Source organism: Nocardiopsis gilva YIM 90087, from assembly GCF_002263495.1.
Classification (GTDB): domain Bacteria; phylum Actinomycetota; class Actinomycetes; order Streptosporangiales; family Streptosporangiaceae; genus Nocardiopsis_C; species Nocardiopsis_C gilva.
The window spans coordinates 3,492,040-3,517,610 of sequence record NZ_CP022753.1; the positions used below are offsets into that span (position 1 = coordinate 3,492,040).

Here is a 25,571-nt window from a genome sequence, read left to right on the forward strand (position 1 = left end):
TGCCGCGACCGCGCCTAACAGATGGAGACACGATGAACATGGCCACGAGGACGGACACACCGTCGCCCGCGCAGCACGTTGCCGACAGCCACGAACTGATCCGCGTGCACGGCGCGCGCGAGAACAACCTCAAGGACATCAGCGTCGAGCTCCCGAAGCGCCGACTGACGGTGTTCACCGGCGTCTCCGGCTCGGGCAAGAGCTCTCTGGTGTTCGACACGATCGCCGCGGAGTCACAGCGGCTGATCAACGAGACCTACAGCACCTTCGTGCAGGGCTTCATGCCGACGCTGGCGCGGCCGGAGGTCGACGTCCTCGAGGGGCTGACGACCGCGATCATCGTCGACCAGCAGCCGATGGGCGCCGACCCCCGCTCCACGGTCGGCACCGCCACCGACGCCAACGCGATGCTGCGCATCCTCTTCAGCCGACTCGGCCAGCCGCACATCGGCTCGCCCAACGCGTTTTCCTTCAACGTCCCCTCGGTACGTGCGAGCGGCGCGATCACGGTCGAACGCGGTTCCAGCAAGACCGTAAAACAGACTTTCACCCGCACCGGCGGCATGTGTCCGCACTGCGAAGGCCGGGGCACGGTCTCCGATTTCGACCTCACCCAGCTCTTCGACGATTCCAAGTCGCTCACTGAGGGCGCGATCACCATTCCCGGCTACGGCGACAAGGGCTGGAACGTGCGGCTCATCAGCGAGTCGGGCTTCTTCGACCCGGACAAGCCGATCCGCGAGTACACCGAGACCGAGCTCCACGACTTCCTCTACCGCGAGCCGACCAAGGTGAAGGTCGCGGGCGCCAATCTCACCTACGAAGGGCTGATCCCGCGGCTCCAGAAGTCGTTTCTCGCCAAGGACCGGGAGGCGATGCAGTCGCATATCCGGGTGTTCGTGGACCGCGCGGTCACGTTCACCGCTTGCCCCGAGTGCGGTGGCACCCGGCTCAGCGAGGCGGCCCGGTCGTCGAAGATCAAGGGGATCAACATCGCCGACGCCTGCGCGATGCAGATCAGCGACCTGGCCGAATGGGTCCACGGCCTCGACGAGCCGTCGGTGGCGCCGCTGCTTGCCAAGCTGCATCACACCCTCGACTCCTTCGTGGAGATCGGGCTGGGCTACCTTTCGCTCGACCGGCCGTCGGGCACCCTGTCGGGCGGCGAGGCGCAGCGCACCAAGATGATTCGGCACCTCGGCTCGTCGCTCACCGACACCACCTACGTATTCGACGAGCCCACCATCGGCCTGCACCCCCATGACATCCAGCGGATGAACGACCTGCTGTTGCGGCTGCGCGACAAGGGCAACACAGTGCTCGTCGTGGAGCATAAGCCGGAAACGATCGCGATCGCCGACCACGTCGTCGACCTCGGCCCCGGCGCCGGTACGGCGGGCGGCACCGTCTGCTTCGAGGGCACCGTCAAGGAGCTCCGGGCTACCGACACCATCACGGGCCGCCATTTGGACGACCGGGCCGCCCTCAAGGAGACGGTGCGGACGCCCGCGGGGAAGCTGGAGATCCGCGGCGCGACAGAGAACAACCTGCGGGACGTCGACGTCGACATCCCGCTCGGGGTGCTCTGCCTGGTCACCGGTGTGGCGGGCTCCGGCAAGAGTTCACTCATCCACGGCTCCATCCCCTCCTCGGAAGGCGTGGTGTCGGTCGACCAGGCGCCCATCCGCGGTTCGCGACGGAGCAACCCGGCGACGTACACCGGACTGCTCGAACCGATCCGCAAGGCGTTCGCGAAGGCCAATGGCGTGAAGCCGGCACTGTTCAGCGCCAACTCCGAGGGCGCCTGCCCCAACTGCAACGGCGCCGGCGTCATCTTCACCGACCTGGCGATAATGGCCAGTGTCGCCACCACCTGCGAGGAGTGTGAGGGGAAGCGGTTCGAGGCATCGGTTCTGGACCACCACCTCGGGGGCCGCGACATCAGCGAGGTGCTCGCGATGTCGGTGGCCGAGGCCGAGGAGTTCTTCGGTGCTGGCGAGGCGCGTACGCCAGCCGCGCACAAGATCCTCACCCGGCTCGCCGACGTCGGGCTCGGCTACCTCAAGCTCGGACAGCCGCTCACTACGCTGTCCGGCGGCGAGCGGCAGCGGCTCAAGCTCGCTACGCACATGGCCGAGAAGGGCGGCGTCTACATTTTGGACGAGCCGACCACCGGCCTCCACCTCGCCGACGTCGAGCAGCTGCTCGCCCTGCTCGACCGGCTCGTCGACTCCGGCAAGTCGGTCATTGTCATCGAGCACCACCAAGCGGTCATGGCACACGCCGACTGGATCATCGACCTCGGCCCCGGCGCCGGGCACGACGGTGGCCAGATCGTCTTCGAGGGCACACCCGCCGACCTCGTCGCCGCCCGCTCCACCCTCACCGGCGAGCACCTCGCGGCCTACGTCGGTGCCTGAGCGAGGCCCTCGCGGACACCGTGAGACGCGTTCGCCCATCGGTTTCGACTCGTCCCAAGGGGTCGAGGAGGACCGGTACAGGATTTGGCAGTAGCACTCTTTGTGACATAGGTGACTGAGCGTGCAAGCACCGGATGGTGCTCCGGTACCGAGAGTTCTTTGAGCGCGATCGCCCTCTACGACTGGCAGGGATGATCGGCCAAGCGCAACCGCACCGAGATCCGCCGGGCGAGGAAGTTTCGGGAGTGCTCGGTGCCCGACGGCGAGAAGGTCGCGCTGTGGCTGGCCGAGAACGTGTGCGCCGAGGTCGTCACCACCGACGTCTCCGTGGTCATCGCTCGCGAGGCGGCCCGCGCTGCGGAGCGGGCCGGGGCGAAGCACGTCACGGCGCTGACCGCCGACGGCTACACCGGTCACCCGGAAGCGCAGCTCATACGACCGGATCGTCGTCCCCGTCGCACACGGCGGCTTCCACCGCACCTTCGCCGTCACCCGCGACGGCGACCGCGTCCTCGGCCGCGGCGTCGTCTCCAGCGACTTCATGAGCGCGGTCGGATCGCTCTCCACCTGGCCCGCCGATCAGACACGGGCCCCTACCGCGCCATTGCCCGCCCTGCCGCTCACCACCCGCAGGAACGTCGGCCGGTCCTGGACCCGGAGGGATACTACGACCTGTGGTTCCACCTCGCCTCCCGGTCGGGGCGCACCACCCGCGCCTACGTGGACGGACTCGACCCGTCGCTGGGTATGGCCTGCCTGCACGACCCGCAGCGCGGCAGCGCCTGGATCCAGCTCACGGGCGACTCGCACTTCGTGGGAGACCCAGGGCTCGGCGACGAGCTCGCGGTCCACGTGCAGGACTGGGCGGACCGTGACCGACCCCCGATCCCGGACCACTGTGCGGTGTTCGCTCGCCCGAGCGAGGAAGGGCCAGTGCTCCACCCCGGTGGCTGGCACATTGTGCGGGACGAGGCGGTCACGGCCCTGAGCCAGCGGCCGTGGCTCCCGGTGTGTGACGCTGCGTAACCCGGGTAAGCCTTGCGGTATTGGCGGTCTGACCTCTGGGTGAGTGGTGAGATGCGGGTAACGTCGGTGCGGGACCGTGCCGGGCGGTCGGACTTCCTGCGGTTGCCGTACCGGCTGCACAGCGGTGACGCCCGCTGGACGCCGCCACTGCTGCGAGAGCGCCGACGTTTTCTGGATCCGGCGGTGAACCCCTTCTTCGAGTTCGGTGAGGTCGAGCTGTTCGTGGCGTACCGCGACGGTGTGCCGGTGGGGCGGATTGCCGCGCTGATCAACCATCGTCACAACGAGCTGCACGACCCGAGTGTTGGCTTCTTCGGCCTGTTCGACGTGGTCGACGACGAGGCCGTGGCGCGGCGGCTGCTGGAGGCGGCAGCCGACTGGCTGCGCACTCGCGGGAAGGAGGCGATGCTGGGCCCGACGAACTTCACCGTCAACCACGAAAGCGGCGTCTTGGTGGACGGGTTCGACCGCGAGCAGTCCTTTCTGACCCCGTACAATCCGCGCTATTACCCGGCCCTTCTCGAGGCCGCCGGGCTGACCAAGGCCATGGACTTCTGCGGGTGGCACGGGCCGGTGCTCCCCGAGATGCCGGCGAGTGTGTGCCGGGCCGCGCAGTGGGCCGCGCGCAGGCCCTCAGTTCGGGTCCGCACTGTCCGCATGGGTGATTTCGCTGCCGAGCTGCGGACGTTCCGGGACATCTATAACGCGGCCTGGGCCGACAACTGGGGCTTCACGCCGATGACTTCCCGTCAGGTCACGTACCTCACGCGTCAGCTGCGCCCGGTGGTGCGCCCGGAGCTGCTGGTGGTAGCCGAGGTCGAGGGAGCGGCGGCGGGGATGGCGCTGGTGGTACCGGACATCTGCGTCGCGCTGCGCGCCGCCGGTGGCCGGTTGACCCGCTGGGGGCTGCCGGTCGGTCTGCTGCGGATGCGGCGGGCCGCCCGTCGCATCACCCACTTGCGGGTAGTGGCCGGCGGTGTCCGCCCTGAGCACCGCCGACTCGGCCTGGACGCCCTGATGTACACGGAGATGATGCGCACCTGGTACCGGCTGGGCTACCAGACCTTCGAGCTGGGGCCGACGCTGGAGGGCAACCTGCCGGTCATCCGCGTTGCCGACCGGATGGCCACACGAACCAGGACCTACCGGCTCTACCACGGGGGCATCTGAGCTCGCGGGGCCCGGACGACTGCCGGGACCAGCAGTGACCAGGCGCTATGAGGCCCCGTGGACAGCACTTCGCATGAGCCCTTACCCTGTCGGCCCGTCACTCCACGGTCGGCGGGGCCGCAGGGGTGGGCGCCGGTCGCCCGGTCATTGCCGCATACGCGGCCGGGATCGCCTCGAGCGTCTCGTCCACGTCGGCCGGTTCATGAGCGGCGGTCGGCACCAGGCGCAGCTGCACCACGTCCGGTGGCACGACCGGGTACGAGACCGCGGAACAGAACACGCCGTGTCGCAGGCGCATCGTTTCCACGAACTCGCCCGCCTGCGCGGCGGTCATCGCCAGGTAGACGGGTGTGATGGGGCTGGCCGTTCCTCGTACTTCCAGGCCCCGCTCGCGCAGCCCCGTTTGCAGGGCTTCCGCGATCGACCAGCAGCGCTGGCGCGGCTGCGGCCGGGATCGGATGAGGTCCAGCCGCACCCGGTTGCTCGCCACGATCGGCCACGGCACACTCTTCGCGAAGATCTGCGACCGCATCGTGTAGCGGAGTCGCCACACCACCTCGGCGCTGGATGCGACGAACGCGCCGATACTCGCGCCGGCTTTGGCGAAGGTGGCGAAATACAGGTCGATGCCGTCGTGAGCGTCCTGCGCCTCGCCCGTACCGCGACCGGTGGGGCCCATGACGCCGAAGCCGTGCGCGTCGTCGACCAGCAGCCGAAAGTCGTAGCGCTGCTTGAGTGCGACGATGTCGCGCAGCGGTGCGACGGCTCCGGACATGCCGAAGACGCCTTCGGTCACCACGAGCACCGCCTCGTCCGGCGCGCGCTCGCGCTCGATCCGGGCGAGCACGCCGGCCAGGCGCTCAACGTCGTTGTGCCGGAAGCCCCTCGCGCGCCCGTTGTGCATCCGTACGCCATCCAGGATGCACGCGTGGCTGCCGCTGTCGTACACCAGCCAGTCTTGCCGGGTCAGCAGCGCGTCGATCAGCGAAACCATGCCCTGGTAACCGTAGTTCAGGAACAGCGCGGCAGGTTTGCGGCAGAAGTCCGCCAGTTCGGTCTCGAAGGCCTCGAGGTCTTCGGTATCGCCGGACATCATCCGCGAGCCCATCGGCGCGGACAGGCCGTACCGGTCAACGAACTCGATGTCGAGGGCACGGACTTGGGGGTCGTCGGCGAGTCCGAGGTAGTTGTTGAGGCTCCACACCACCTGCGGCACGCCCTTGTACGTCATCCGGCTGCCGATGTTCCCTGTCAGTCTGGGGAAAGCCGCCGTGCCGTGGATGCTGCGGGAGAGGTCCGCGATCGGATTGCTGGTGGATTCCACGAACTTGGCGAACAGGTCCATGTGCTCCTCATTGCATGGTCGCGGAGAACGGAAGTCCAAAAATGAGGGGATGGTTGGCTGAATACTGGGCCCGCGCGTGCCGTAGGTCCGGCGGATCTGGTCGCGATGGTAACGCTCCGCCCGCGTCCCCCACGGGTACTTTGCCGAACATTGCCGTTTCCACCTCGACCTGAGCGGCAATGTGGGCGACGGCTGGATCGGGGATCTCCTCGCCGCAGGTGGGGAAATATTTTTCGAGCTGGAAGAACTTCAAGATCAGAGCGAACCCGAGCCGGGTCGCGCCGCTCTTGTTGCCGAGGAGTTTGCGGTCGCTGGGCTTCAGCGACCAGTGCTCGTCGAGTTCCTCCGGAGTCCACCTCTGCCGCATGCTCGCTCTGTGTCGTGCTGAATCGATATGAGCCAGCTTGGCCGGAACGGTTGCCAATACTTGCGAATTCGCACGATCTGTGACCCAGCGAGGATCCCCGAAAGCCACTAGCCGGTTACTTTTCCTCTCGCCGTAGCTACAGGAGTGGCGGGCCTCTACTTGTCAGCTGCCGTCGACCAGCTCCGCGCCGAGGGCGTCCCGGTCAAGGACGGGGATGTCGCCCGCCTCAGTCCGCTCGGCCACGCCCACATCAATTTCCTGAGCCGCTACGACATCACCGCCTCCGCACCCGCCCAAGGCCTTCGGCAGCTCGGCGAAGTCCCCGACCTGCCCGGTGCTGCCGATTGAGCCGAAGGCGTGCGGTTCCTCACGGTTCCTCATCCTCGCGGGCATAGGATCAGCGGCATGACGTTGCGGCTTATTCAGATTGCAATGAATGCTCAGGATGACTCCGCGCTCGGCCGGTTCTGGGCGGAGGTGCTCGGCTGGAGTATTTCCAGCGAGGAACCCGGCGTGACCAACCTGGAACCTGAGGGCTTCGTCTATCCCGACCCCGTCGCCCTCTGCATCGACGTCCTTCGCGTCCCGGAACCCAAAACGGTGAAGAATCGTGTGCACGTCGACCTCGCTACCACTTCTGTGGCTCATCAGGCGGAGCTGGTCGCGCGCCTTAAGGATCTCGGCGCGACGTTCGCCGACGTGGGCCAGGGCGACGTGCCGTGGACGGTCCTCGCCGACCCGGAGGGCAACGAGTTCTGCGTGTTGGAGCCTCGATCGATCTACCGGGACACCGGGCCGATGGCCGCGGTGGCGGTCGACTGCGCTGATCCGCGGGCCATGGCCCGGTTCTGGGGCGAAGCGATGGACTGGACCCTGCACGAGGTGACCGACGATCACGCGGTGCTGCGCTCCGCCAAGGGCGTCGGCCCGTATCTCGAGTTCCTCCGCACGCCCGACGTGAAGACCGTGAAGAACCGCGTCCATCTCGACCTCCGGCCGTACCCCGGTGACGATCAAGCGGCGGAGGTAGCCCGGTTGCGGGATCTCGGCGCCACCGATATCGACGTCGGCCAGGACGACGTGCCGTGGACGGTCCTCGCCGACCCGGAGGGCAACGAGTTCTGCGTCCTCACCCCGCTCTGACGCGGAGCCTTGCCGACCCTCACCGTGACCACCAGCGATGGCTGCCAGCCGGGCCTCGACGACATCATCGCCTTCGGCACGAGGAGCCCCGGTAGCACTGACGAAGTTTCGGTCGGATATAGCCACGACCTGCGGTGAAAACGATCTGGTTGGTTGAGGGGCTCGCGGCGCTAGCCGACGGACGCTGCTAGCGAAAGGCGATGTGTGACGGCCCCGACCGCGCTGGCTGTGATCGGGGCCCGTCGCGCGATCGCGGGCAGTCAGGTCGCGCCGGTCTTCCACGCGCCGACCAAGATCAGCGCCATCGGGAGCCTGTCGACGACGGCCAGTGCGAGGAAGGAGAAGGGGCCTTCCCCCACCATGACAACACCTGAGTTAGCGACAGGGACTACCGCCGCCGGAAAACCCTTTGAGCCTTCCCACCGCGTTCCCGTAGGTTGCCTGCGGCCCCCGTCGCAGTGAGGACAGAGGACAAACCGCGTGACCCCGCCTGCTCTTTAGACCTGACGCCTTCTTCCGCTCACCTCCAAGCCGACCCTCAGGTCGGCTCTGCCGGGCTGCCCGTGTGTGCCCGGTCATGCAGCGTTTGAGGCCGCGCGCAATCGGTCTTGTGTCAGGTCTAGAGAGATCATGTCTTCAAAACCTCATACTGTGCTGCCCTGGGTCATTCGTCGGACCAGGCTCCCTCTGCTGTCGTTGCGGTGCGTGGACTGCCGGTCGGAGTCGGCCACCACCGGCGAGGGCAGGTTCCGCGTCAACGCCAACGGCAAACTGCTGGACGTGTGGCTGCTGGTCCGCTGCGTGTCCTGCGATCGGACGCGCAAGCTCACCGTGCACGAGCGAGCGCCGGTCAGATCCTTCGATCCGGCCAAGCTCGACGGCTACCACACCAGCGATCCGGAGCTGGTGGCGTCCACGCTGCTGGATCCGCTACTCGCCCGGCGTAACCGCTTCACCGTGGACTGGAAGGGGGCCTGGCGGCTGGACATCCCGTCGGCATGGCTCGACGAGGCGTGGCCGGTCCAGCTGGAGGTCGTCTTCGAGGATCCGGCGTCGGTGCGCCCGGAGCGGCTCATCGCGCACGGGCTCGGCCTCAGCAGGAACGAGGTGCTGCGCCGGATCAAGTGCGACATTCCGCTGCGCCGTCCGACGAGCGCCGGGTTCACCTTTACCGTGATGGCCGGGGACTAGGCAGTGTTTTTCGAACGGGTGAGGTCGCGTAGCCAGATCCGTATCGAGGCGAGCTGGACGGTCCCGTCGTAGATCGCGGCGCGCTTGTCGTACCTGGTGGCCACGGCCCGGTTCTGCTTGAGCAGGTTGATCGCCCGTTCTACAGTGTTGCGGCCGCGGTAGGCACCCCGGTCGAAAGCCGGGGGCCGACCGCCCGCCGATCCCTGCGCCTGCGATTGGCCCGCTGGTCGGCGGGCTGGGCAATGGTCGCCTTGATACCGCGCCTGCTCAGGTGGGAGCGGATCGCCGCTGAGGAGTAGGCCTTGTCCGCGAGCAGCCGGTCGGGCCTGGTCCGGGGGCGCCCGACCGAGCGGGGCAGGTGCAGGGCGACCATCAGCGGCTCGAACATGGGCGCGTCACCGCGCTGGCCGGGCTGGTCGCGGTCACCAGCGGCCGCCTGCGCTGGTCGGCGATCAGGTGGATCTTGGTGGTCAGCCCGCCCGGGAACGTCCCAGTGCTTCCGAGCCGTCCGCTTCGTCCCGTACCGCTTCCCCTTTTTCGCGGCTCCGGCGGCGTGGGAGTGGGCGCGCACGCTGGTGGAGTCGATGCCGACCACCAGGTCTTCTCCGGTGGCGGCGTCGATGCGCAGCCGGTCGGCGATCCTTTGCCAGGTGCCGTCCAGGCACCAGCGGCGGTGGCGCCCGGCCGCGGTCTCCCAGGGGCCGTAGCGTTCGGGCAGGTCACGCCAGGGGATCCCGGTGCGGGTTCGGAACAGCACGGCGTTGATGACGCGGCGGTGGTCGGCCCATTGGCCGCCTTTGGGCGGGTTGTCGGGCATGAGCGGGGCGAGCAGGGCCCACTCGGCATCGGTGAGTTCATGACGGCCGGACACGCTCACCAAGATTGCCAGCGCGAGCCCCACTCCACCCGCCGATTCAAAAAACAGGCCCTAGCGGGGATGTAGCCGCGGCGCGCGATCCCCTCAAGCATCCGTGCGAAATACGCCTCGTCCAGCGGCGGCTCCGGCGGCATGGAGTCGCCCTGGACGACCACGGTGGGCGCGGAGCGGGCCATCTCGGTGATGCGTCGCGCCGTTTGGGTGCGATCAGTTCCCGGTCGGCTTCATCGAGGCGGAAGAAGCGGTCCAGGTGAGCGCGCGAGGGCAGCTCGGCATAGCGGCCAATAGCGGGCCGCTTGCTCATCGGTGAGGAATTCAGCTGGCATGCCCCAGAAGTTACGAGCAGGGGCGACGCCCTTAGCGCCGGATGCCGCTCGCTTGTTCCTCTGCCCCGACGCTGTAACGAGGACGAAAAGGGCGTCTCCGGCAGTTCACCGAATCACAACCAGAACTGCGCAGATCATCACGACTCAGCGAGCTCCGAGGCCTCTGACCAGCCCGTTGCCCCTTTCAGGATTATCTTGTCTGCCCCCGTACCATCACTACTCTCCCCATCGGCGTCCGGAACCCGTCGGCGTTTTCGCAGCCGACCGCCCGCGCGGCGGACCACCGGAGTCGCGCGCCGGTTCCCCGCCGTTCCACGCGGAGGCGTGGTGCGCGATGTGCCGCTGTTCGAGAAGAGAGAAGAGACCGCCCGGGGAGGGAATGACCAGCAGCGGCCGATTCATGTTCCCCTTCGCGTGCGCGGCAGTAAGGTTGCGCCGGTTATGCGGCGTTCCGCGCCCGCAACATCGCCATCACCCGAATTCGGTCACAGAAAGCGGAGGGAACAATGTCCAGTCGAAACCGCCGCGCCTTTCCGCGCGTCGCCATGATCGTTTCCGTCCTCACCGCTGGCCTACTGGTCTCGGCGAGCCCCGCCTCGGCCCACACGGTCGGGCAGGCGGTCCGCGCTCCCGCGGGCTGCGCCTGGATCAGCGGGGGCTACAGCACCCTGGACTCCTCACCAGTCAAAACGTCGTCGGGCACCAGATACGGGACTGTGTACCTGCTGTGGAGCAATGAATACAGGCAGAACTGCGTCATCACGCGCAAGACCGGTTCGCTCCATGGGACCTCGACATGGACCGACGCCACTCTGTACACCCAGGACGGTGGAACGTACTGGAACCGGGGCAACCTCTCCCACTACGCCGCCGCCACAGCCGCGGCCGCAGGAAAGTGCGTCAAATACCGCGGCATAATCCGCAGCGGAAAGGGCAGCACAGGCGGGACCAAGGCCCAGGGGGGCCGCGGCAGTTGGGGGAACTGCGGGTAGTCCTGTGCGCCGCGGCGCTGCCCCCGTCCTCCATCGGGGCGGTTTCGCCGGGGGACTTGACGGCGTCGCCGCGGCGACCGGAATAGCGTTTCCGAATCCGGCCGGGGTCGCTCCCCGGTCGGCCGGCTGGGCGATGGTCGCCTTGATCTTGTGCCTGCGCAGCTGGGCCCCGATCGCCGCTGAGGAGGAGACCTTGTCCCCCGACAGCCGGCTGGGGCGGGCCGCGATGGCCAGTGACCGCCGGTGCTGCTCGGCGAGCTGGTGGATCTTGGTGGTCAGCCCGCCCGGGGAGCGTCCGAGTGTTTCCGGTCCATCCGGTTCGTCCCGCGCCGTGTCCCCTTTTTCGCAGCCCCCGCGGCATGGGAGTGGGCGCGCACGCTGGTGGAGTCGATGCGCTGCCAGGTGCCGTCCAGGCACCAGCGGCGGTGGCGCCCGGCCGCGGTCTCCCAGGGGCTGTAGCGTTCGGGCAGGTCGTGCCAGAGGATATCCCGGTGCGGGTTCGGAACAGGATGGCGTTGATGACGCGGCGGTGGTCGGCCCATTGGCCGCCTTTGGGGGTTTGGCGGGCGTAAGCGGGGCGAGCAGGGCCCACTCGGCATCGGTGAGGTCGAAACGGCCCGACACGCTCACCGAGCCTGCCAGGCTGAGCTCCGCTCCACCCGCCGATTCAAGAAACAGAACCTAGAGCCGTCTGAGCTCCAGGTTGGGAGTGTCCGGTCAGCGGCCAGGCGCACATCGTCGGCGACGACCCCTCAGCGGGTGGTGAGGAGGCCATCCACCAGGGCTCGGAGGCCATCCACGTAGGTGTCCTCGGCGGTCAGCGGCGCCCACTGGTCCGCGACCTGCGCCAAGCGGGGTAGCTCGTCCGGGTCGAGATCGGCGAAGACTCGCTCCCGGAAGGTCGCACGGTCATCGTCTGCGCGCCGCCGGGCCGCTGTCGCCCGGACCACGATCTCTCCGGCGGTGTAGTACCAAATCGTGCGGTAACCGTGCACGGCCCGCTCGGGGGGCAGGCCGCATTCGACCAGGCCGTCGACGATCTGCTCGACGAACCATAGTGCGGACGTGGACATCAGGTCATCGGCGGTCAGCACCTCCACGATCCAGGGGCAGGCGGCGAGCGCCTCGTGGATCGCGGCAGCGGCGACGATGATCCGCTCGCGAGGCTGGGCGGGCAGTTCGGGTCGGTGCAGGGTCCGCGCGGCGTGGTCGTCCAGCAGCAGGACGAGCAGTTCTTCCTTGTTGCGGACGTGGTGGTAGAGCGCCATCGGCGTACTGCCGATCTCTGTGGCCAGCCGTCGCATGGTCAGCCGGTCCACGCCTTCTGCGTCCACGATCCGGCGGGCCGTCTCGACAACCTCCTCACGGGAGATGCGGGGAGGTCGGCCGAGGGTTTTGCGCGATGTGGACGGTTGCGGCATGCCCTCATCATCCCCCAGGTGTCGACAACGGCGTTCCCCTAACAGTACTTTCCTTACATGTATAAAAATTCACGAGGGCACCCCGGAGTGGTGCTGGCGGCGGTGGCCGTCGCCCAGCTCGCCGCCGCCCTCTTCGTTCTCGCGGTGGTCGTGGCGATCGGCGTGTTGCCCCCCGCCGGGCCGAAACACCGGCCCGGCGACCCGCCGCCCCCGCAAGGAACCGACTGGAAGGAACGCCGTCATGACGACCCCCATCTCATCCATCGACCTGTTCGCCTCGGCGCTGCACATCCACCCCGACGGCGATGTCCGAGCCGCCGAACGGCGCATGACGAGCAGCGATTCCGGCGCCTGGCAGATCGCGACATTCCACGTGGAGACCGACGCCGACGTTCACGCTGACTATTGGGAGATGCACCCGGAGGCCGAGGAAGCGGTGTGCTGCTTGACCGGCGGCGTCCGCCTCTGCTTCCGTGCCACCAGGCCCGGTGGCGGGGAGGACATGGTGCAGTTGCGGGCAGGCAGCGCCGTGATCGTTCCCCGTGGTCGCTGGCACCGCCTGGAGCTGGACGCTCCCAGCGACCTGGTGTCGATCACCCTTCGCCACGGCACCCGCCTCGAAAAGCGCACTGACACTCGCTGACCGGACTATGGCCCGGCAGATGCGCTGCCGGGCCACGCCGAGCAGGGGATCGGAGTCCTGGGCCGCGGTGTGCATACGGGCGCGCTCGTCGGGCAGCTCGCGGGGTGCGGCGCGTTCCACGGCCCCGGAGGTCCGGCGGTGTCCGGGTGGCAGTGGGGTGGGGGTCACGGTCAGGGGGCAGCCTGGCGGTTAGTTCCGGCGAGACCAGCGAACGGCAGCGGGCAACAGGAACTGTGGGCGCAGGCGGTCAGGTCATCGCAGCCCGCCGCCAGCGCTTCGGTCAGCGCCTGACGGATGATGGTGAGGTCGGCAATCTTCGCCTCGACCTCGGCGAGCTTTTCGTGCGCGCGCTCGCGCAGCCCGGCTCGGGGGCGGCCGTGATGGTGAGTGCCGGCCTCCAGCAGGTCGGCAACCTCGTTCAATGTGAAGCCGAGCCGCTGGGCCGCCTTGATGACCCGCAGTACGGCGACCGTCTCCGGCGGATAGAGCCGGTGGCCGCCGTTTGACCGTTGCGGCTCGGCCAGCAGTCCGCGGCGCTCGTAGTAGCGCAGTGTCTGGAGGTTCACTCCGGCCGCCTCGGCGACCTGCCCAGTGCGCATCGGCGGCCTGCTCACGGCGATTGCTCCAGCGCGGCGGAGGCCCGTGCGGCTAGCGCATCGAGCACCGTCTTCTGCGTCGGCGGCACGGTCATCTCCCAGTGCAGCCGATCCGCGTGGCGGGTGAAGGCGAAGGTGAAGAACGAGCAGCAGCCGCTTTCCCGCGCGGCCAGGTCCCAGGCCGCGGCCCCGTATCCGATATCCACGACCAGCCGCAGCCGGGTCGGCTCCAGTCGGGCCACGGCGCGCACCGCATCGGCGAACAGTGCATCGAACTGCGCAATCCGGTCGGGCAGCTGCACCACATCCAGCGTGCATTCTGCCGGTGCCCACACCGTCTGCGCCGATCGGTCACTCCTGTTCGGGGCCGCTACGGCTGCCCCAGCCCGGGCAGCGTCGCCATCGCCCGCTCCGCAGGCGCAGGCCCCCGCGGTCACGCACGCCGGGCCGCACGCGGCCTCCTTCTCCTCTGATACGGGGAAACGGGTGTTCCCGCCCGAGGCGCGCGCTTTATGGTCGTTCATCGACGGCCTCCTCCATCGCTCTGGGACCGGTCGAGCAGCAGGCCTAGCGTTGCCCCGTAGACCACGTGCAGGACCAGTGTGGCGATCGCGATCTTCGGGGTCTCGGCGGTGCCGAACGGCCCCCACCCCAGGTAGGGCAGCCACACCAGCCCCATCAGCGCCCACAGTACAGTCGCGTAGGCGACACCGATCAGCACCGTCACCCGGCGGAACAGCCCGGCGAGAAGCGCTCCGGCCGCCGCGCCGTAGGCCAGGTGGGCGGTGGCCGCCAGTGCGACCGCCCCGGGCTCCGGCACGGCCCCCAGGCCGTGGGATACCAGCGCCATCGGGACCGGCTTGGGCATCGGTGAGATGCCGGTCGCTGTCGCAGCCAGCATCGGCACGCTCATCGCCACCGTCGCCAGGGCGCCCCAGCCGATGCCGGCCACCAGTCGCTGCCGATCAAGCACCCGCCTCGGGCTGGTCGTCGTGTTTTGTTCTGTGGTCACGATGGCCTCTCTGTCTGTCGTCCTGGGCGCGCGCACGAGGGCCCGGCTGTCGCAGTTCCCTCGATTGCGACGTTAGGCCTGTACCTAGGTACAGGTTGCAAGTGTGGAGCCCCCGTTGACAGTCACTTTCTACGCGCGTCCTCTTCTTGGCGGACCGCCGACCGTCACTCGTCGATCGCCGAGCGGGTGGGCGACCTCCCTCCTCGCGGTCGTGGGCATCAAGCCCGACAGCGGGGGAGCCGCGTTCGTCCAGCCGCCGTTGGAACTCGTTGAAAGACTGGGCCTGTCGCGTGCGGTGAGCTCGCCCCTACGGGAGGGGCCGGACGTCCGTGCTCGCCAACCATGGCCGGATCTGGCCGAATCCTTGCCCAGCACCCCCTCCCTTGTAGTACTACGGAAAGTAGTACTACAAGCTGTAGAGGACGTGATCATGCGTGTTCTGATCGTGGGGGCCGGGATCGCAGGGCTGGCGGCTGCCCGGGGTTTGCTCGCCGCCGGGCATGAGGTGACCGTGCTCGAACGCGCACCCGCCCTGCGCGACGGCGGCTGCGGGCTCCTGCTCTGGAACAACGGCACCGCCGTCCTCAACGATCTGGGCGTACGGCTCGACGGCGCGGGGCAGCGCATCAGCGCCGTCGATGTCCGGAGCGCCCGTGGGCACCCGGTGATGGCGGTCGACGCCGAACGACTGGAGGCTCGGCTCGGTGCTCCGGTGGTGGTCCTCCCCCGCCGGTCCCTGCTGCGCCGAATCGCCGAGGGGCTGCCGGAGGGAACCGTGCAGTTCAGCGCTCGCTTCGCCCGCCTGCACGACGACGGGCGCTCCGTGCGGGTCGCGACCGAGGACGGCGCTGAGTACTCCGGCGACCTGCTCATCGGCGCCGACGGCGTGCGCTCCCAGGTGCGCGCGGCGCTCTTCGGCTCGGGTAGGGGTTCCAGTGTCGGCAGGGGCGCGCTGTTCACCGGTACGGCTGTCTGGCAGGGTCTGATCCCGGCGCCCGTTGAGCTGGGGTCCCGCGCCCTGCTGTTCATCGGGCGCACAGGGGATGTCGGACTGAACCCTGCCGGTAACGGGCTGCTGCAGTGGTTCATCGACGTCCCGTGGCGGCCGCGCGACGGCTTCGACCCTCCGGAGCGTGCGCTGCCCGCCCTGCGCCGACAGTACGGGGCGTGGGGCTCGCCCGTGCCCGAGCTGCTGGCGGCGCTGTCAAAGGAGGACATCGAATTCTTCCCGCACCACCGGCATCGGGTCCCCCGCCGCTGGGGGCGCGGCCGGTGCGTCCTGGTCGGCGACGCGGTGCACGCGATGCCGCCCACCCTGGCTCAGGGCGCCGGCCAAGCGTTGGAGGACATCGCGGCGCTGCTGCGCGGCCTCGAGGGCATCGATCGGCCGTCGGGTCTAGATGCGGCCGGTGGTCCGGATGCCGGTCAGGATCTGACCACAGCTCTGCGCTCCTATGGGAAGAGCCGTCGGCGGCAGGCCATGCTGGCCTCTTCGGTGGCCACCCGGAGCCTCGCGACCTCCGGGCCGCGAACCCTGTTCCAGGGGGAGGCCGCACTGCGCGCGGCCTCTGCTTCCATCTCCAGCCGCCTGGCAACCAGGTCGTTCGAGATGCTGGTCCGAGGGGTCAGCGACCGGCTCTGAGTCTGCGGCCAGCGGGGATGGCGGTCTCCGTCGCGATCAACGGCCGTAGACCGCTGACGTCATCCCGCGTCGATCGTCGACGTCTGGACCGTGTCCCCCACCGCGATCACCCCCGGGGCGCGGGGGACTCCGAGGCGACCGAACATGATCTCGCGACCGCCGTCGAAGTCCTGTGTGCGGTAGCTGGCCAGGGCGCGCAGGGGCTCGGGGGATTTGCGAGCCGAATCCTGGTCGATGTTGATGATCACGCAGCGGGCGCAGGGGCGGGCCAGGTCGATCTCGACGGTGCCGATGCGCAATGTGGACACCGTGTCCTCACCGTAGGCCCCGAGGCCTTCCAGCACGATGTTGGGTCGAAAGCGGTGCATCGGCAACCGACTGCCGGCACGCCGGTTCAGATCGTCCAAGGACTCACGGGACAGGACCGACAGCGGATAGCCGTCCGCGAACCGCAGTGAGCCGTCATTGCGCAGGGTGCGGCGTTCGCCGGTGAACCGGACGAGGCGGCAGGGGCAGCCCAGCGCATCGGAGAACCACGCGGCCGCAGCGTCACCCTGATCGATGCCCCGGCAGGGCCGCCCGTGCACGGTCACCTCCATGGCCGGTCCGTCCACGGGCACATGGACGAGGGGGAGCGCGGCGTGCGCCGCGTGCACAGTGAGCTTCACGCCGTCGTAGTCGGGCCGTAGGAGCGCGAGCTCGGGCACCTCGCGCTGCGATATGTGCCGTCGGTCCGGGCGGATCAGCATGAATTCGCGGTCGTGGAGCAGTCCGGTGGCGGTCACCTCAGCGGTGGTCAGCGAGTTTCCGCCCATGCTCTTGAGCGGAAAGACATTCAGCTCGCGGACGACGACCATTGCTTCTCCCCCGGGCCCACAGGTGTATCGGGCGGGACGACCGAGCCGCGCAGCGGCCCCGCGGCGCCCGCGAATCCCCTATCGGACGGTAGCCGCGGCGCGGGGTGCAGGCCAGGGCAGGCGCGTGCTTCTGACAGAACTTCGTCAGCTTGCGCGCTGGAGGGGGTCGACACAGCCCACGCAGAGCGCATGCCGGAATGGGGCGGCTTTTCCACAGGGAAACGATGTGGCTGGAAGCGCGCGGAGCTGTCCCTCTAGCGTGGTGGCAGCGTCGAGGAAGCACCATGGGAACCCGTCCCACGCGGGGGCGTCGAGCAGCGGAGCGGTGCCGAGCACGCAGCGCCTATGTCTACTCCATCCGCCCGCTGGTGACGAAGGGGTGCTTTCGCACAATGCATACTTCTCCTCCTACGGCCCCGCCCGCCTCCTCAGTTTCGTCGTCCTCCTCCCGGCCCTCCCCCACCCACGGACACACCCCCTCAGGTTCTCTCAGCGTGCCCGACCTCCGCCAGCGCGGCTGGTCGCCGGCGATGATCCGTGACCTGCTCGGCGAGCCTGACCACACGCGGCCCAACCCAATCTTCCGCTCGGGCGCGCCGATGGCGCTGTACCGCGTCTCGCGGGTCGAGGACGCCGAGGCCGGTTCCGACTTCACGCGGCGCGCGGAGCAGGCGGCCCGCAGGGCCGCCGCCGCACGGCACAACGCCCAACGGCGGCGCGATGCGACCCTGGAGATGATCCGCGCGGCACCGATCGATGTCCCCGACATGGATCGACGACTGCTGGCCGAACGTGCGGTGGCCCACCGCAACCGTCGGGTCGACTCCGACGCCGAGGACCCCGGCCTCTTCCCGTTCCCGGCCCGGGTGGAGGATGTTCCCACCGCGGTCCGGCACCGCTGGGAGGTCAACTACCTGCGCCACGCCCGCACGCCCTACGACTCACTCCTGGCGGATCTCCGTGGCCGGGTCGGCCGCGTTCAGGCCGAGTTGCTGCTGCGCCGCCGCATCTATGCGGCCATCGCCGCCTGCTATCCCGACCTGTCCGAAGAGTGCGACCGCCAGCTCGCCCGACGCATCATCATCGATCGGGACGAGCCGCCGTGACATCGTGCGGATGACCGTTGCCGTGCGCCGTCCGCTTACCGCGGCCGGGTGGCGAACCGGCTGCGGGCACGCAGGGCCGCGACGGCGTCGGCCGATGCGGTCGCAGGTGACCCCGCCGAATACGGCGGCTGCGGGTCGTACTCGATCATGAGCTGGATCTCCTGGGCGGCCTTGTCGCCGACAATGCGCCCGGCCAGGGCCAGTGCCATGTCGATCCCGGACGACACTCCGGCGGCGGTGACGTACTTCCCGTCGAACACGACCCGCTCCTCGCACGGCACCGCGCCCAACGCGCGCAGATTCCCCAGCGCGAGCCAGTGGGAGGTGGCGCGCCGTCCACGGAGGAGCCCGGCCGCCGCCACGATGAGCGAGCCCGTGCACACCGCGGTGGTCCAGGTGCTAGTGGTGTCGGCAGCGCGCAGCCACTCGTGCACCGGACCCTCGCGCATCAGGTCGGCCTGACCGGGACCACCCGGAACGACGATGATGTCGGGGGCAGGCACGTCCGCGAGTTCGGCGTCCACGGTGAGGCCGAGGCTGCCGGCGCTGGTGCGCACTTCTCCGCGGCGCTCTCCGACGTGAATCACTTCTGCTCCGGGAAGGCGGCTGAGGACCTCATAGGGGCCGATCGCGTCGAGTGCGGCGATTCCGTTGTAGAGAAGGATGGCGATACGCATGGTGGAAGTCCGTCCCTTTCGGTCCTGGGGGGTGAGCTCAGGCTGGTTCGATCGTCGGTGTCATTGATGTGGCCCTACCTTGGGCGCCGGTGGCATGAAGGGCCCCGCAACACGGCTGCGGTCGTGGTCCGCGCGGTCAGTGGGCCGCGGGCCGGAATCGGCGACGGTATTCGGCGGGCGAGGTGCCAAGCCCACGGATGAACGCCCGCCGCATCGCCTCGGGTGTTCCGTAGCCACACGCGTGTGCGGTGCGCTCAACCCCGTCATCGCTGTCCTCCAGCAGACGCCGCGCCGTCTCCAAACGGATCTGGTCGACGTAGCGGCCGGGGGTGACCCCGACCTCCGCAGTGAACACGCGGGCGAACTGGCGCGGCGACAGTTGCACACGCGCGGCCAGCGCCTCCACGGACAGATCCGCGTGAAGGTTCCCGGCGATCCAGTGCTGGAGTTCCCGCAGTGGTTCGCGTGCGGCGGTCTGGGCGGCGAGGTGGGCGCTGAACTGGGCCTGGTTGCCGGGACGGCGGAGGTAGACGACGAGATAGCGGGCGGTGGCCAGTGCCGTCGCCCGGCCCAGGTCCTCCTCCACCAGGGCGAGCGACAGATCGATTCCGGCGGTGACACCCGCCGACGTGGCGATGCGCCCGTCCCGTACGAAGATGGGGTCGGGGTCGACAGTGATGTCCGGGAAACGCTTGGCGAGCGTGGCGCACTGGGACCAGTGGGTGGTGGCCCTGCGCCCCGCCAGCAGCCCGGCTTCGGCGAGGAGGAACGCTCCCGTGCACACCGAGGTCACGCGGCGGGCGCGTGGAGCGTTGGCACGCAGCCACGCCACCAGGACCGGGGCGGGCGAGCGCGTCCCCGTCCCGCCGGGCACCACAAGAGTGTCGAACTCCCTGACCTGGTCGAGCGACGTGGTCGGAACCATGGAGAGCCCGCTGTAACTGCGTACCGCCCCACCGTCCACAGATGCGGTGACGACGTCGTAGCTGGCGTGTGTGCGGTGCACGGCAGCGGTGCCGGTGGAGGTCCGGCTGTCGTCCCCCGCGACACGGTTCGCGGTGTCGAAGACTTCCAATGGGCCGATCACGTCCAGCGATTGGAGATCGTCGAACACCGGGATCAGCACGGTTCGACTTGCCATGCCCCTGATCATGACGGGTCCGCTGGATGGCCACAAGGACGATTTCCCCACCATTTCCGCCATGCTCTGCCGACAGACGGGCGTCCACATCCGGCCGCCCCGAGGCGTTGGCCAGCCGTTTTCCCGTGGGCTGGCAGGGGCAGGCCAATGTGTGATCGATTGTGGGGCCACACCGTGCGCCCGGTACCGACGCGGAGAGGACGCCACCGCCATGTCCGAGACCAGCCCCTCCGAGGAACGCGGCGCCCTGCTCGCCTCCATGTACGGTTCCGAGGACCTGAGCTCGTTCTCTCTGTTCTCGGGAAACTTCATCAACTTCGGGTACTGGGCCGACGACGTCCTCGCCACCGGCGAACCCATCACCGTGGACCAGCGCACCCGCAGCCAGGAGGACCTGTACCGGGTGGTCGTCGACCAGCTCGACGTCCGCCCCGACGACATCCTGCTGGAGGCCGGGTGCGGGATCGGAGTGGGAACCGCGCTCGTCGTCCGCGAGTTCGGTCCCGCTGAGGTCCACGGCCTGGACCTGTCAGCCGACCAGCTCACCCGAGCCGAACGCATGAACGCCGAAGAGCTGCACACCTACCCCAAATGCCTGTTCTACCACCAGGGGTCGGCCCTCGACCTGCCCTGGCCCGACGCCTCCTTCACCGGTATCTACTCCGTGGAGGCCGCCCAGCACTTCTCCGACCTCGCCACCTTCGCCCGTGAGGCGCACCGGGTACTGCGCCCGGGCGGGCGGTTCGCGCTGACGACCTTCTTCACCCCTGACGACCAGGGGCCAGCGCACCTGGCCGAGTTGATCGAGACCGTGCGCGACGGCGTCGACGCCGTGCAGCCGGTGGACTCCTTCACCGCCGACCTCACCGCCGCGGGCTTCAGCGACGTACGCACAGAGTCCATCGGTGACCACGTCTGGCGAGGCTTCGACACCTGGATGGACCAGACCGAGTACCGGGACAGCTGGGGCCGCAACTGGCTGCACGCCTACCGGGCGGGCTGGGTCGATTACTACCTTGTGACGGCTCGCGCCGCCGCGGCCACGGCGACACGTTGACCCGGCTCCTCCTCGGGACGGAAGGGAGGGGGCGGGGTAGGCGAAAAGACGTGGTGATCGCGGTCGACGACTCCCTACACTCTCGCTCATGCGAGATCTGGCCCACCTGCCCAAGGCCCACCTGCATGTCCACCTGGAGAGCACCGTCAGGTGGACGACCCTCCGCGAGATCGCCGCGGGAAACGGAGTGGAGATCCCCGATCTCCCCGGAGACGGGCGCCTCGCCTTCAACGGCTTCCGCCAGTTCGCCGACCACAACGCGCTCGTGCGGGGCTGCCTGCGTCGATACGAGGACTTCGCGCGCATCGCCCGGGAATTCTGCGCGGACGAGGCTGCCCAGGGGACGCGCTATGCCGAAGTCACCTTCACCGCCGCCGCGCACGGCGAACGGCTCGGCCGACCGGAGATGCCCCTGGAAGCGGTTCTCCAGGGATTGGCCGAGGGGCGGGCGGCCCATGGCATCGAATGCCGCGTCATCCTCGATCACTCCCGACGCCGGTCCGTGGAACGCGCCCGGCGCACCCTCGATCTCGCCACGCGCTACACCGCCAACGGCGACGGAGGCGGTGTGGTCGGCCTCGGCATGGCCGGTGAGGAGAGCTACTCCCTCGCCCCCTTTGCCGAGGTCATCGACGAGGCACGGGACTCTGGACTGCACATCGTCCACCACGCCGGCGAAGCCTGCGGCCCAGCCAGCATCCGCGAGGCCATCGGGATCGGCCGCACCGAGCGTCTCGGGCACGGCATCCGAGTACTCGACGATGACGACCTCGTCGCGGAGGTCCGCGACCGGCAGCTCCCCCTGGAGGTGTGCCCGTCGTCCAACACTGCCCTCGGCTTCGCCCCGTCCCTGGGCGACCACCCGCTCCCCCGGCTACGCGAGGCCGGCGTCATCGTCACGGTGAACACCGATATCCCCGCCATCGTCGGCACCGACCTGACGCGGGAGTTCACCGCTCTGCGGGAGGTGTACGGCTATAACGACCCCACCATCGCCGAGCTCTCCCGAGCCGGGATCGACGCCTCCTTCGCCCCCGCGCCGACCAAGGCGCGGCTGCACCGGCTCACCGATGAATGGCTCGCGGCATCATCCGGTTGACACAACAGGGCGGGGCGGTTCGGGGGATGATCAACGCTTCCGCCCCGGCGGCGATCGCCGCCGGGGCGGAAGCCGCATGCTGACCGACTATGACCTGACGGGCGCTGCCAGGTCCGGCAACGGACCGTCCCGCTCAGCTGCCCGCGCTCGACGCAACCCAGTATTCGACGAAACGGCCATCGCGAACGAGCAGGATGTCGTTCCCGAAGAAGCTCATCTCGCCATCGGAGGTTCGCCCACGTCCTGTCCAGCGCCCCGCGACCAGGTTCTCCTCCACGAAGGGCCCTACCTGCAACTCGAAGCGCAGGTCGGTGAACATGGCCTGAGTTCGGCCGATCCGCTCGGCCAGCTCCGTGGGACCATGGACGTCCTGGTCCGGCCAGTGCCCCACGAAATCGTCCCCCACCAGGTCTTTTACGGCTTCCGGCGAGCCGTTCCACACGTCGTCGATCCAGCGCCGGTAGAGGTCGTGTATTGATGTTTGAGCCATGACCAGGAAGTCAATCACGCGCGTTCGCAGGAGACCAACAGCCACCCCCAGCCATGGGACGGCCCTCACCGCAGGGGCAAGCCAAGGAGCGTGAGGGCACGTCGGGGTTCCCTGGATCTTCAGCGGCGATGCGCCGGGCGGAAAACTTCTCCAGGGGTGCGGTCACACGAGAGGGGAACGCAGCGTCTAACCAGGTGTAGGGCTTGAGCGAATGGGGCACTGCGCGGGCGACCGAGAGCAAGGACGAACAATGCGGGAATCTTCAGGGGACCGGCACATCGACAACGTGGCGGCAGCCACCGACGGCGAGGCCGAGGCGCTAGAGCGGCTGGTCCGTGGCATTCAACCCGAGCTGTACCGGCTCGCGGTGCGCTTCTTCGGTGATCCCCGCGACGCCGAGGACGCTACCCAGGAAGCCCTTGTGCAGGTGGTGACCCGCCTCGACCGGTTCAACGGCGAGAGCGCCTTTTCCACCTGGGTCTATCGCGTGGCGACCAACAAGTTCTTGTCCTTGGCCCGCAGCCAGGGTGAACGCCGCGCCCTGAGCTTGGCGGAGTTCGACGAGGAGCTGTCACGCGTGCCGTCCACGCCCGCGGAGGCGACGAGTGCCCACGTGGCCGATCGCCTACTGCTGGAGGAGGTCAAGATTGGCTGCACGCTGGCCATGCTGCTGTGCCTGGACCGCGGCCATCGGATGGCCTACATCCTCGGCGAGATCATGGAGCTGGACCATGCCACTGGTGCGGCGATCCTGGACATCTCCGCAGCGGCGTTCCGTAAGCGTCTGCAGAGGTCGCGGACGAGGATCACCGACCTGATGCGGGCGCGGTGCGGGCTCATCGACCGGCGGAACGCCTGTCGGTGTCGATTGCGGGTGCCCGTGGCGGTCGAACGCGGCTGCGTCGACCCCCACGACCTGGTGTTCGCCTCCTCGAAGGAGCAGGCCCGCCAGTTCCCCGAGGTGCTGCGCGAAATCCGGCGTTTGGAGGAGGCCGACCGGGCTGGCGCCCTCTACCGATCGCATCCGGACACTCGGTCCACGGTTGACCTCGCCACGTTCGTTCACAAGCTGTTCGATCCGGGCACGTCCGCCGCCACGGGCAGCGCTCCGACGCGCTGAACCGTCCCTGTTCGACCCCGACCGGGTCCCGCCGCCCCCTTGCCCGATCCTGCCCACATCATCTGCCAATTGCTGCCCCGCACCAGGGCGGCTGGCTGCGCCATGCCCAGCCGCCGACCGCGATCAGCGATCCCCGAGAAATGGAAAAGGAAGTAGTCGCCATGAATTACAGGAAGAACACCGTCGCAGTCCGCGAAAGCACGATGGCCTACGTTGAGACAGGTGAGGGAGCGCCCATCGTCTTCCTGCACGGGAACCCGACGTCGTCCTACCTGTGGCGCAACATCGTCCCCGCCGTGGCCGACCAGGGGCGTGTGATCGCCCCGGACCTCATCGGCATGGGTGACTCCGGCAAGCTCGATGGAACCGGTGACGGGCGCTACCGCTTTGTTGAGCAAAGCGCATACCTCGACGCTCTCCTGGAAAGGTTGGGCGTGGTCGACGACGTTGTTCTCGTCGTTCACGACTGGGGGTCGGCTCTGGGATTCGACTGGGCCAGGCGTCACCCGGAATCCGTGGCCGGCATCGCCTACATGGAGTCCATCGTCCGTCCCTTCTCGTGGGAGGCGTTCGGTGACACCGCCGAGTACTTCCGTGCATGGCGCGGGGGCACGGGCGAAGAGCTCATCCTCGAGCAGAACTCATTCGTGGAGGGGTTCTTGCCCGCGGGCATCATGCGGACACTGACGGAGGAGGAGTCCGCGGAGTATCGGCGTCCCTTCGCCACTCCGGGCGAGGACCGTCGACCGACCCTCACGTGGCCGCGTGAGGTCCCCATCGATGGGGACCCCGCCGACGTCCACTCCATCGTCTCCCAGTACTCGGCGTTCATGGCCCAGACCGACATCCCGAAGTTGTTCGTCAACGCCGAACCGGGCATGGCCCTGATCGGCGAGGACCGAGAGTTCGCCCGGACCTGGAAAAACCAGACCGAGGTGACCGTCAAGGGGCTGCACTGCATCCAGGAGGACTCGCCCCAGGAGATCGGGGCGGCGCTGACCCACTGGATCGACACCCTTGACCGAGGCGGCGCGAAGACGCGCTGACCGGTCCGCCGCTGGTTCCGCTGTGGGGGACGCCCACGCCAGGTGCGACGCCATACCCCCTACAGCGGTGCCCTGTCGGCTGTGCCGCGGGCCGGTGGTCGCTCAGCAGCACTTCCTCGACGGGCTTGCGGCGAGGAGTTCCGCCATGATCGGCCGTCCGGCGTCGTAGGCCTCGGCGATGGGCAGGACCCGCGCGTCGGAGTGGTCAGCGAGCCAGTTCTTGGCGGCCTTGGCGCTGGTGAAGAAGTGGCTCTGGTTGCAGAACGAGGTGCGGACCGAGGTCGCGTGGTCGGGCGTGACGAGTGAGACCACGGCGGTGGCGGGTTCCACGTCGGTGGGGCCGTCCGGGGTCGCGGTGAGACGGACGGGCTCGCCAGTGGCCTGGCACGGGGAGGTGACCCGCGCGCTCTCCCCCAAGATGGCGGGAAAGACGAGCGTGTCCATCGCGCACCAGGTGTAGAACGTGCGGCCGCGCGTCTCGTAGCGGTGCGGCGTGGGATTGAAGGTCAGGCCGTAGCCGATGATGCGGCCCTGGGCGTCGTACTCGGTGTCGGGTAGGTCGGCCAGCGCCGTGCGGATCTCGTCCTCACTGTGTCCGACGGCGGTGGCGAGCTGGGCGATGGTGACCGGTTCGCCCGCGACCAGGAGCGACAGCAGAGGACGCAGGAGCGCGAAGCCCACGCCCGGAGCGGTGCGGACGGCCTCGGTGACGCGGGTGATGAACCGGCTCGTGTCGGTATCCATGGCGGGCCCCGTTTGGCGTGTAGGTCAACGACTCCATATTATGCGGATGGGCGAATAATTCCA

General features: G+C 68.7%; 26 protein-coding genes and 1 pseudogene. 14 read left to right on the forward strand and 13 right to left on the reverse strand.

Annotation, left to right across the window (positions count from 1 at the left end; all coding sequences use genetic code 11):
- The first annotated feature begins 32 nt into the window (after positions 1-32).
- From CDO52_RS15900 to CDO52_RS15910, 3 genes are all read left to right on the forward strand, one after another.
- Positions 33-2,420 (forward strand): ATP-binding cassette domain-containing protein, encoded by a 2,388-nt coding sequence (locus CDO52_RS15900; RefSeq protein WP_017621760.1) that lies wholly within the window; start codon positions 33-35, stop codon positions 2,418-2,420.
- A 252-nt stretch (positions 2,421-2,672) separates the two neighbouring features.
- Positions 2,673-3,446, forward strand: a complete 774-nt coding sequence (locus CDO52_RS15905) for a hypothetical protein (RefSeq protein WP_017621759.1) — start codon at positions 2,673-2,675, stop codon at positions 3,444-3,446.
- 51 nt (positions 3,447-3,497) lie between these two features.
- The gene (locus CDO52_RS15910) at positions 3,498-4,616 is read left to right on the forward strand and encodes a GNAT family N-acetyltransferase (RefSeq protein ID WP_051060947.1); all 1,119 of its coding nucleotides are present in this window, start codon (positions 3,498-3,500) and stop codon (positions 4,614-4,616) included.
- A gap of 97 nt (positions 4,617-4,713) precedes the next feature.
- Here the strand turns inward: CDO52_RS15910 and CDO52_RS15915 are convergent, their stop codons facing one another.
- Both CDO52_RS15915 and CDO52_RS15920 read right to left on the reverse strand, forming a co-directional pair.
- The gene (locus CDO52_RS15915; RefSeq protein WP_017621757.1) at positions 4,714-5,961 is read right to left on the reverse strand and encodes an aminotransferase class I/II-fold pyridoxal phosphate-dependent enzyme; all 1,248 of its coding nucleotides are present in this window, start codon (positions 5,959-5,961) and stop codon (positions 4,714-4,716) included.
- A 7-nt stretch (positions 5,962-5,968) separates the two neighbouring features.
- Positions 5,969-6,328 (reverse strand): DUF4158 domain-containing protein, encoded by a 360-nt coding sequence (locus CDO52_RS15920; RefSeq protein ID WP_094932489.1) that lies wholly within the window; start codon positions 6,326-6,328, stop codon positions 5,969-5,971.
- 159 nt (positions 6,329-6,487) lie between these two features.
- On the opposite strand from CDO52_RS15920, the gene CDO52_RS27555 reads away from it, so the two are divergent.
- The 3 genes from CDO52_RS27555 to CDO52_RS15935 all read left to right on the forward strand — a co-directional run bounded on the left by CDO52_RS27555 (position 6,488) and on the right by CDO52_RS15935 (position 8,662).
- The gene (locus CDO52_RS27555; protein WP_157745594.1) at positions 6,488-6,676 is read left to right on the forward strand and encodes a Tn3 family transposase; all 189 of its coding nucleotides are present in this window, start codon (positions 6,488-6,490) and stop codon (positions 6,674-6,676) included.
- Positions 6,677-6,760: 84 nt separating this feature from the next.
- Positions 6,761-7,471 carry a VOC family protein gene (locus CDO52_RS15930; RefSeq protein ID WP_017621755.1) on the forward strand — a complete coding sequence of 237 codons (711 nt, stop codon included), beginning with the start codon at positions 6,761-6,763 and terminating at the stop codon, positions 7,469-7,471.
- A 705-nt stretch (positions 7,472-8,176) separates the two neighbouring features.
- A complete protein-coding gene (locus tag CDO52_RS15935; RefSeq protein ID WP_017621752.1) occupies positions 8,177-8,662 on the forward strand; it encodes a DUF1062 domain-containing protein in 486 nt (161 codons plus the stop codon).
- Here the strand turns inward: CDO52_RS15935 and CDO52_RS15940 are convergent.
- Positions 8,659-9,479: pseudogene (locus CDO52_RS15940) on the reverse strand (IS5 family transposase). The gene CDO52_RS15935 and the pseudogene CDO52_RS15940 sit on opposite strands and share 4 nt — an antisense overlap.
- 56 nt (positions 9,480-9,535) lie before the next feature.
- On the reverse strand, positions 9,536-9,715 hold the full coding sequence (locus CDO52_RS15945) for a hypothetical protein (protein WP_094932490.1): 180 nt from the start codon (positions 9,713-9,715) through the stop codon (positions 9,536-9,538).
- Positions 9,716-10,371: 656 nt separating this feature from the next.
- On the opposite strand from CDO52_RS15945, the gene CDO52_RS27560 reads away from it, so the two are divergent.
- Positions 10,372-10,857 carry a hypothetical protein gene (locus tag CDO52_RS27560; RefSeq protein ID WP_152471536.1) on the forward strand — a complete coding sequence of 162 codons (486 nt, stop codon included), beginning with the start codon at positions 10,372-10,374 and terminating at the stop codon, positions 10,855-10,857.
- A gap of 752 nt (positions 10,858-11,609) precedes the next feature.
- Here the strand turns inward: CDO52_RS27560 and CDO52_RS15955 are convergent.
- Positions 11,610-12,278: a TetR/AcrR family transcriptional regulator gene (locus CDO52_RS15955; RefSeq protein WP_017617695.1), complete on the reverse strand. Its 669-nt coding sequence runs from the start codon at positions 12,276-12,278 to the stop codon at positions 11,610-11,612.
- 241 nt (positions 12,279-12,519) lie between these two features.
- Between CDO52_RS15955 and CDO52_RS15960 the strand changes: the two genes are divergently transcribed.
- Complete coding sequence (locus CDO52_RS15960; RefSeq protein WP_094932491.1) at positions 12,520-12,921, forward strand: cupin domain-containing protein; 402 nt, start codon at positions 12,520-12,522, stop codon at positions 12,919-12,921.
- Between the two features lie 170 nt (positions 12,922-13,091).
- Here the strand turns inward: CDO52_RS15960 and CDO52_RS15965 are convergent, their stop codons facing one another.
- The 3 genes from CDO52_RS15965 to CDO52_RS15975 form a co-directional block, all read right to left on the reverse strand.
- The gene (locus CDO52_RS15965) at positions 13,092-13,535 is read right to left on the reverse strand and encodes a MerR family transcriptional regulator (RefSeq protein WP_206539146.1); all 444 of its coding nucleotides are present in this window, start codon (positions 13,533-13,535) and stop codon (positions 13,092-13,094) included.
- Positions 13,532-13,819 carry a hypothetical protein gene (locus CDO52_RS15970; protein WP_232524208.1) on the reverse strand — a complete coding sequence of 96 codons (288 nt, stop codon included), beginning with the start codon at positions 13,817-13,819 and terminating at the stop codon, positions 13,532-13,534. Before CDO52_RS15970 ends, CDO52_RS15965 begins: the two co-directional genes overlap by 4 nt.
- A gap of 218 nt (positions 13,820-14,037) precedes the next feature.
- On the reverse strand, positions 14,038-14,529 hold the full coding sequence (locus tag CDO52_RS15975; RefSeq protein WP_152471537.1) for a DUF6789 family protein: 492 nt from the start codon (positions 14,527-14,529) through the stop codon (positions 14,038-14,040).
- A 430-nt stretch (positions 14,530-14,959) separates the two neighbouring features.
- On the opposite strand from CDO52_RS15975, the gene CDO52_RS15980 reads away from it, so the two are divergent.
- On the forward strand, positions 14,960-16,171 hold the full coding sequence (locus CDO52_RS15980) for an FAD-dependent oxidoreductase (protein ID WP_033299554.1): 1,212 nt from the start codon (positions 14,960-14,962) through the stop codon (positions 16,169-16,171).
- Between the two features lie 59 nt (positions 16,172-16,230).
- On the opposite strand, the gene CDO52_RS15985 is transcribed toward CDO52_RS15980, so the two are convergent.
- Positions 16,231-17,028 carry an MOSC domain-containing protein gene (locus CDO52_RS15985; protein WP_017617702.1) on the reverse strand — a complete coding sequence of 266 codons (798 nt, stop codon included), beginning with the start codon at positions 17,026-17,028 and terminating at the stop codon, positions 16,231-16,233.
- Positions 17,029-17,522: 494 nt separating this feature from the next.
- Here CDO52_RS15985 and CDO52_RS15990 point away from each other — a divergent pair, with 494 nt between their 5' ends.
- Positions 17,523-18,134, forward strand: a complete 612-nt coding sequence (locus CDO52_RS15990; protein WP_017617703.1) for a hypothetical protein — start codon at positions 17,523-17,525, stop codon at positions 18,132-18,134.
- A 35-nt stretch (positions 18,135-18,169) separates the two neighbouring features.
- Here CDO52_RS15990 and CDO52_RS15995 read toward each other — a convergent pair whose 3' ends face one another.
- Entirely contained in the window at positions 18,170-18,811 is a 642-nt protein-coding gene (locus CDO52_RS15995) for a DJ-1/PfpI family protein (RefSeq protein WP_017617704.1), read from the reverse strand.
- 136 nt (positions 18,812-18,947) lie between these two features.
- Positions 18,948-19,952, reverse strand: coding sequence for a GlxA family transcriptional regulator (locus CDO52_RS16000; RefSeq protein WP_026125604.1), 1,005 nt, complete (start codon positions 19,950-19,952; stop codon positions 18,948-18,950).
- 211 nt (positions 19,953-20,163) lie between these two features.
- On the opposite strand from CDO52_RS16000, the gene CDO52_RS16005 reads away from it, so the two are divergent.
- Together CDO52_RS16005 and add are read left to right on the forward strand one after the other, a co-directional pair.
- Entirely contained in the window at positions 20,164-21,009 is an 846-nt protein-coding gene (locus tag CDO52_RS16005; RefSeq protein WP_017617706.1) for a class I SAM-dependent methyltransferase, read from the forward strand.
- An 88-nt stretch (positions 21,010-21,097) separates the two neighbouring features.
- The gene (gene add, locus CDO52_RS16010; protein WP_017617707.1) at positions 21,098-22,108 is read left to right on the forward strand and encodes an adenosine deaminase; all 1,011 of its coding nucleotides are present in this window, start codon (positions 21,098-21,100) and stop codon (positions 22,106-22,108) included.
- Between the two features lie 133 nt (positions 22,109-22,241).
- Here the strand turns inward: add and CDO52_RS16015 are convergent, their stop codons facing one another.
- Positions 22,242-22,616 (reverse strand): ester cyclase, encoded by a 375-nt coding sequence (locus tag CDO52_RS16015; protein ID WP_017617708.1) that lies wholly within the window; start codon positions 22,614-22,616, stop codon positions 22,242-22,244.
- A 232-nt stretch (positions 22,617-22,848) separates the two neighbouring features.
- Between CDO52_RS16015 and CDO52_RS16020 the strand changes: the two genes are divergently transcribed.
- Entirely contained in the window at positions 22,849-23,718 is an 870-nt protein-coding gene (locus tag CDO52_RS16020) for an RNA polymerase sigma factor (RefSeq protein ID WP_017617709.1), read from the forward strand.
- A gap of 161 nt (positions 23,719-23,879) precedes the next feature.
- Positions 23,880-24,764, forward strand: a complete 885-nt coding sequence (locus CDO52_RS16025; RefSeq protein WP_017617710.1) for a haloalkane dehalogenase — start codon at positions 23,880-23,882, stop codon at positions 24,762-24,764.
- A gap of 102 nt (positions 24,765-24,866) precedes the next feature.
- On the opposite strand, the gene merB is transcribed toward CDO52_RS16025, so the two are convergent.
- Positions 24,867-25,508, reverse strand: coding sequence for an organomercurial lyase MerB (gene merB, locus CDO52_RS16030; RefSeq protein ID WP_017617711.1), 642 nt, complete (start codon positions 25,506-25,508; stop codon positions 24,867-24,869).
- Positions 25,509-25,571 lie beyond the last annotated feature (63 nt).

Coding starts and splice junctions, on each gene's coding strand:
- CDO52_RS15900 (WP_017621760.1), top strand. CDS start 33: ATGAACATGGCCACGAGGACGGACACACCGTCGCCCGCGCAGCACGTT.
- CDO52_RS15910 (WP_051060947.1), top strand. CDS start 3,498: ATGCGGGTAACGTCGGTGCGGGACCGTGCCGGGCGGTCGGACTTCCTG.
- CDO52_RS15915 (WP_017621757.1), bottom strand. CDS start 5,961: ATGGACCTGTTCGCCAAGTTCGTGGAATCCACCAGCAATCCGATCGCG.
- CDO52_RS15920 (WP_094932489.1), bottom strand. CDS start 6,328: ATGCGGCAGAGGTGGACTCCGGAGGAACTCGACGAGCACTGGTCGCTG.
- CDO52_RS15930 (WP_017621755.1), top strand. CDS start 6,761: ATGAATGCTCAGGATGACTCCGCGCTCGGCCGGTTCTGGGCGGAGGTG.
- CDO52_RS15945 (WP_094932490.1), bottom strand. CDS start 9,715: ATGGCCCGCTCCGCGCCCACCGTGGTCGTCCAGGGCGACTCCATGCCG.
- CDO52_RS27560 (WP_152471536.1), top strand. CDS start 10,372: ATGTCCAGTCGAAACCGCCGCGCCTTTCCGCGCGTCGCCATGATCGTT.
- CDO52_RS15955 (WP_017617695.1), bottom strand. CDS start 12,278: ATGCCGCAACCGTCCACATCGCGCAAAACCCTCGGCCGACCTCCCCGC.
- CDO52_RS15960 (WP_094932491.1), top strand. CDS start 12,520: ATGACGACCCCCATCTCATCCATCGACCTGTTCGCCTCGGCGCTGCAC.
- CDO52_RS15980 (WP_033299554.1), top strand. CDS start 14,960: ATGCGTGTTCTGATCGTGGGGGCCGGGATCGCAGGGCTGGCGGCTGCC.
- CDO52_RS15985 (WP_017617702.1), bottom strand. CDS start 17,028: ATGGTCGTCGTCCGCGAGCTGAATGTCTTTCCGCTCAAGAGCATGGGC.
- CDO52_RS15995 (WP_017617704.1), bottom strand. CDS start 18,811: ATGCGTATCGCCATCCTTCTCTACAACGGAATCGCCGCACTCGACGCG.
- CDO52_RS16000 (WP_026125604.1), bottom strand. CDS start 19,952: ATGGCAAGTCGAACCGTGCTGATCCCGGTGTTCGACGATCTCCAATCG.
- CDO52_RS16005 (WP_017617706.1), top strand. CDS start 20,164: ATGTCCGAGACCAGCCCCTCCGAGGAACGCGGCGCCCTGCTCGCCTCC.
- add (WP_017617707.1), top strand. CDS start 21,098: ATGCGAGATCTGGCCCACCTGCCCAAGGCCCACCTGCATGTCCACCTG.
- CDO52_RS16020 (WP_017617709.1), top strand. CDS start 22,849: ATGCGGGAATCTTCAGGGGACCGGCACATCGACAACGTGGCGGCAGCC.
- CDO52_RS16025 (WP_017617710.1), top strand. CDS start 23,880: ATGAATTACAGGAAGAACACCGTCGCAGTCCGCGAAAGCACGATGGCC.
- merB (WP_017617711.1), bottom strand. CDS start 25,508: ATGGATACCGACACGAGCCGGTTCATCACCCGCGTCACCGAGGCCGTC.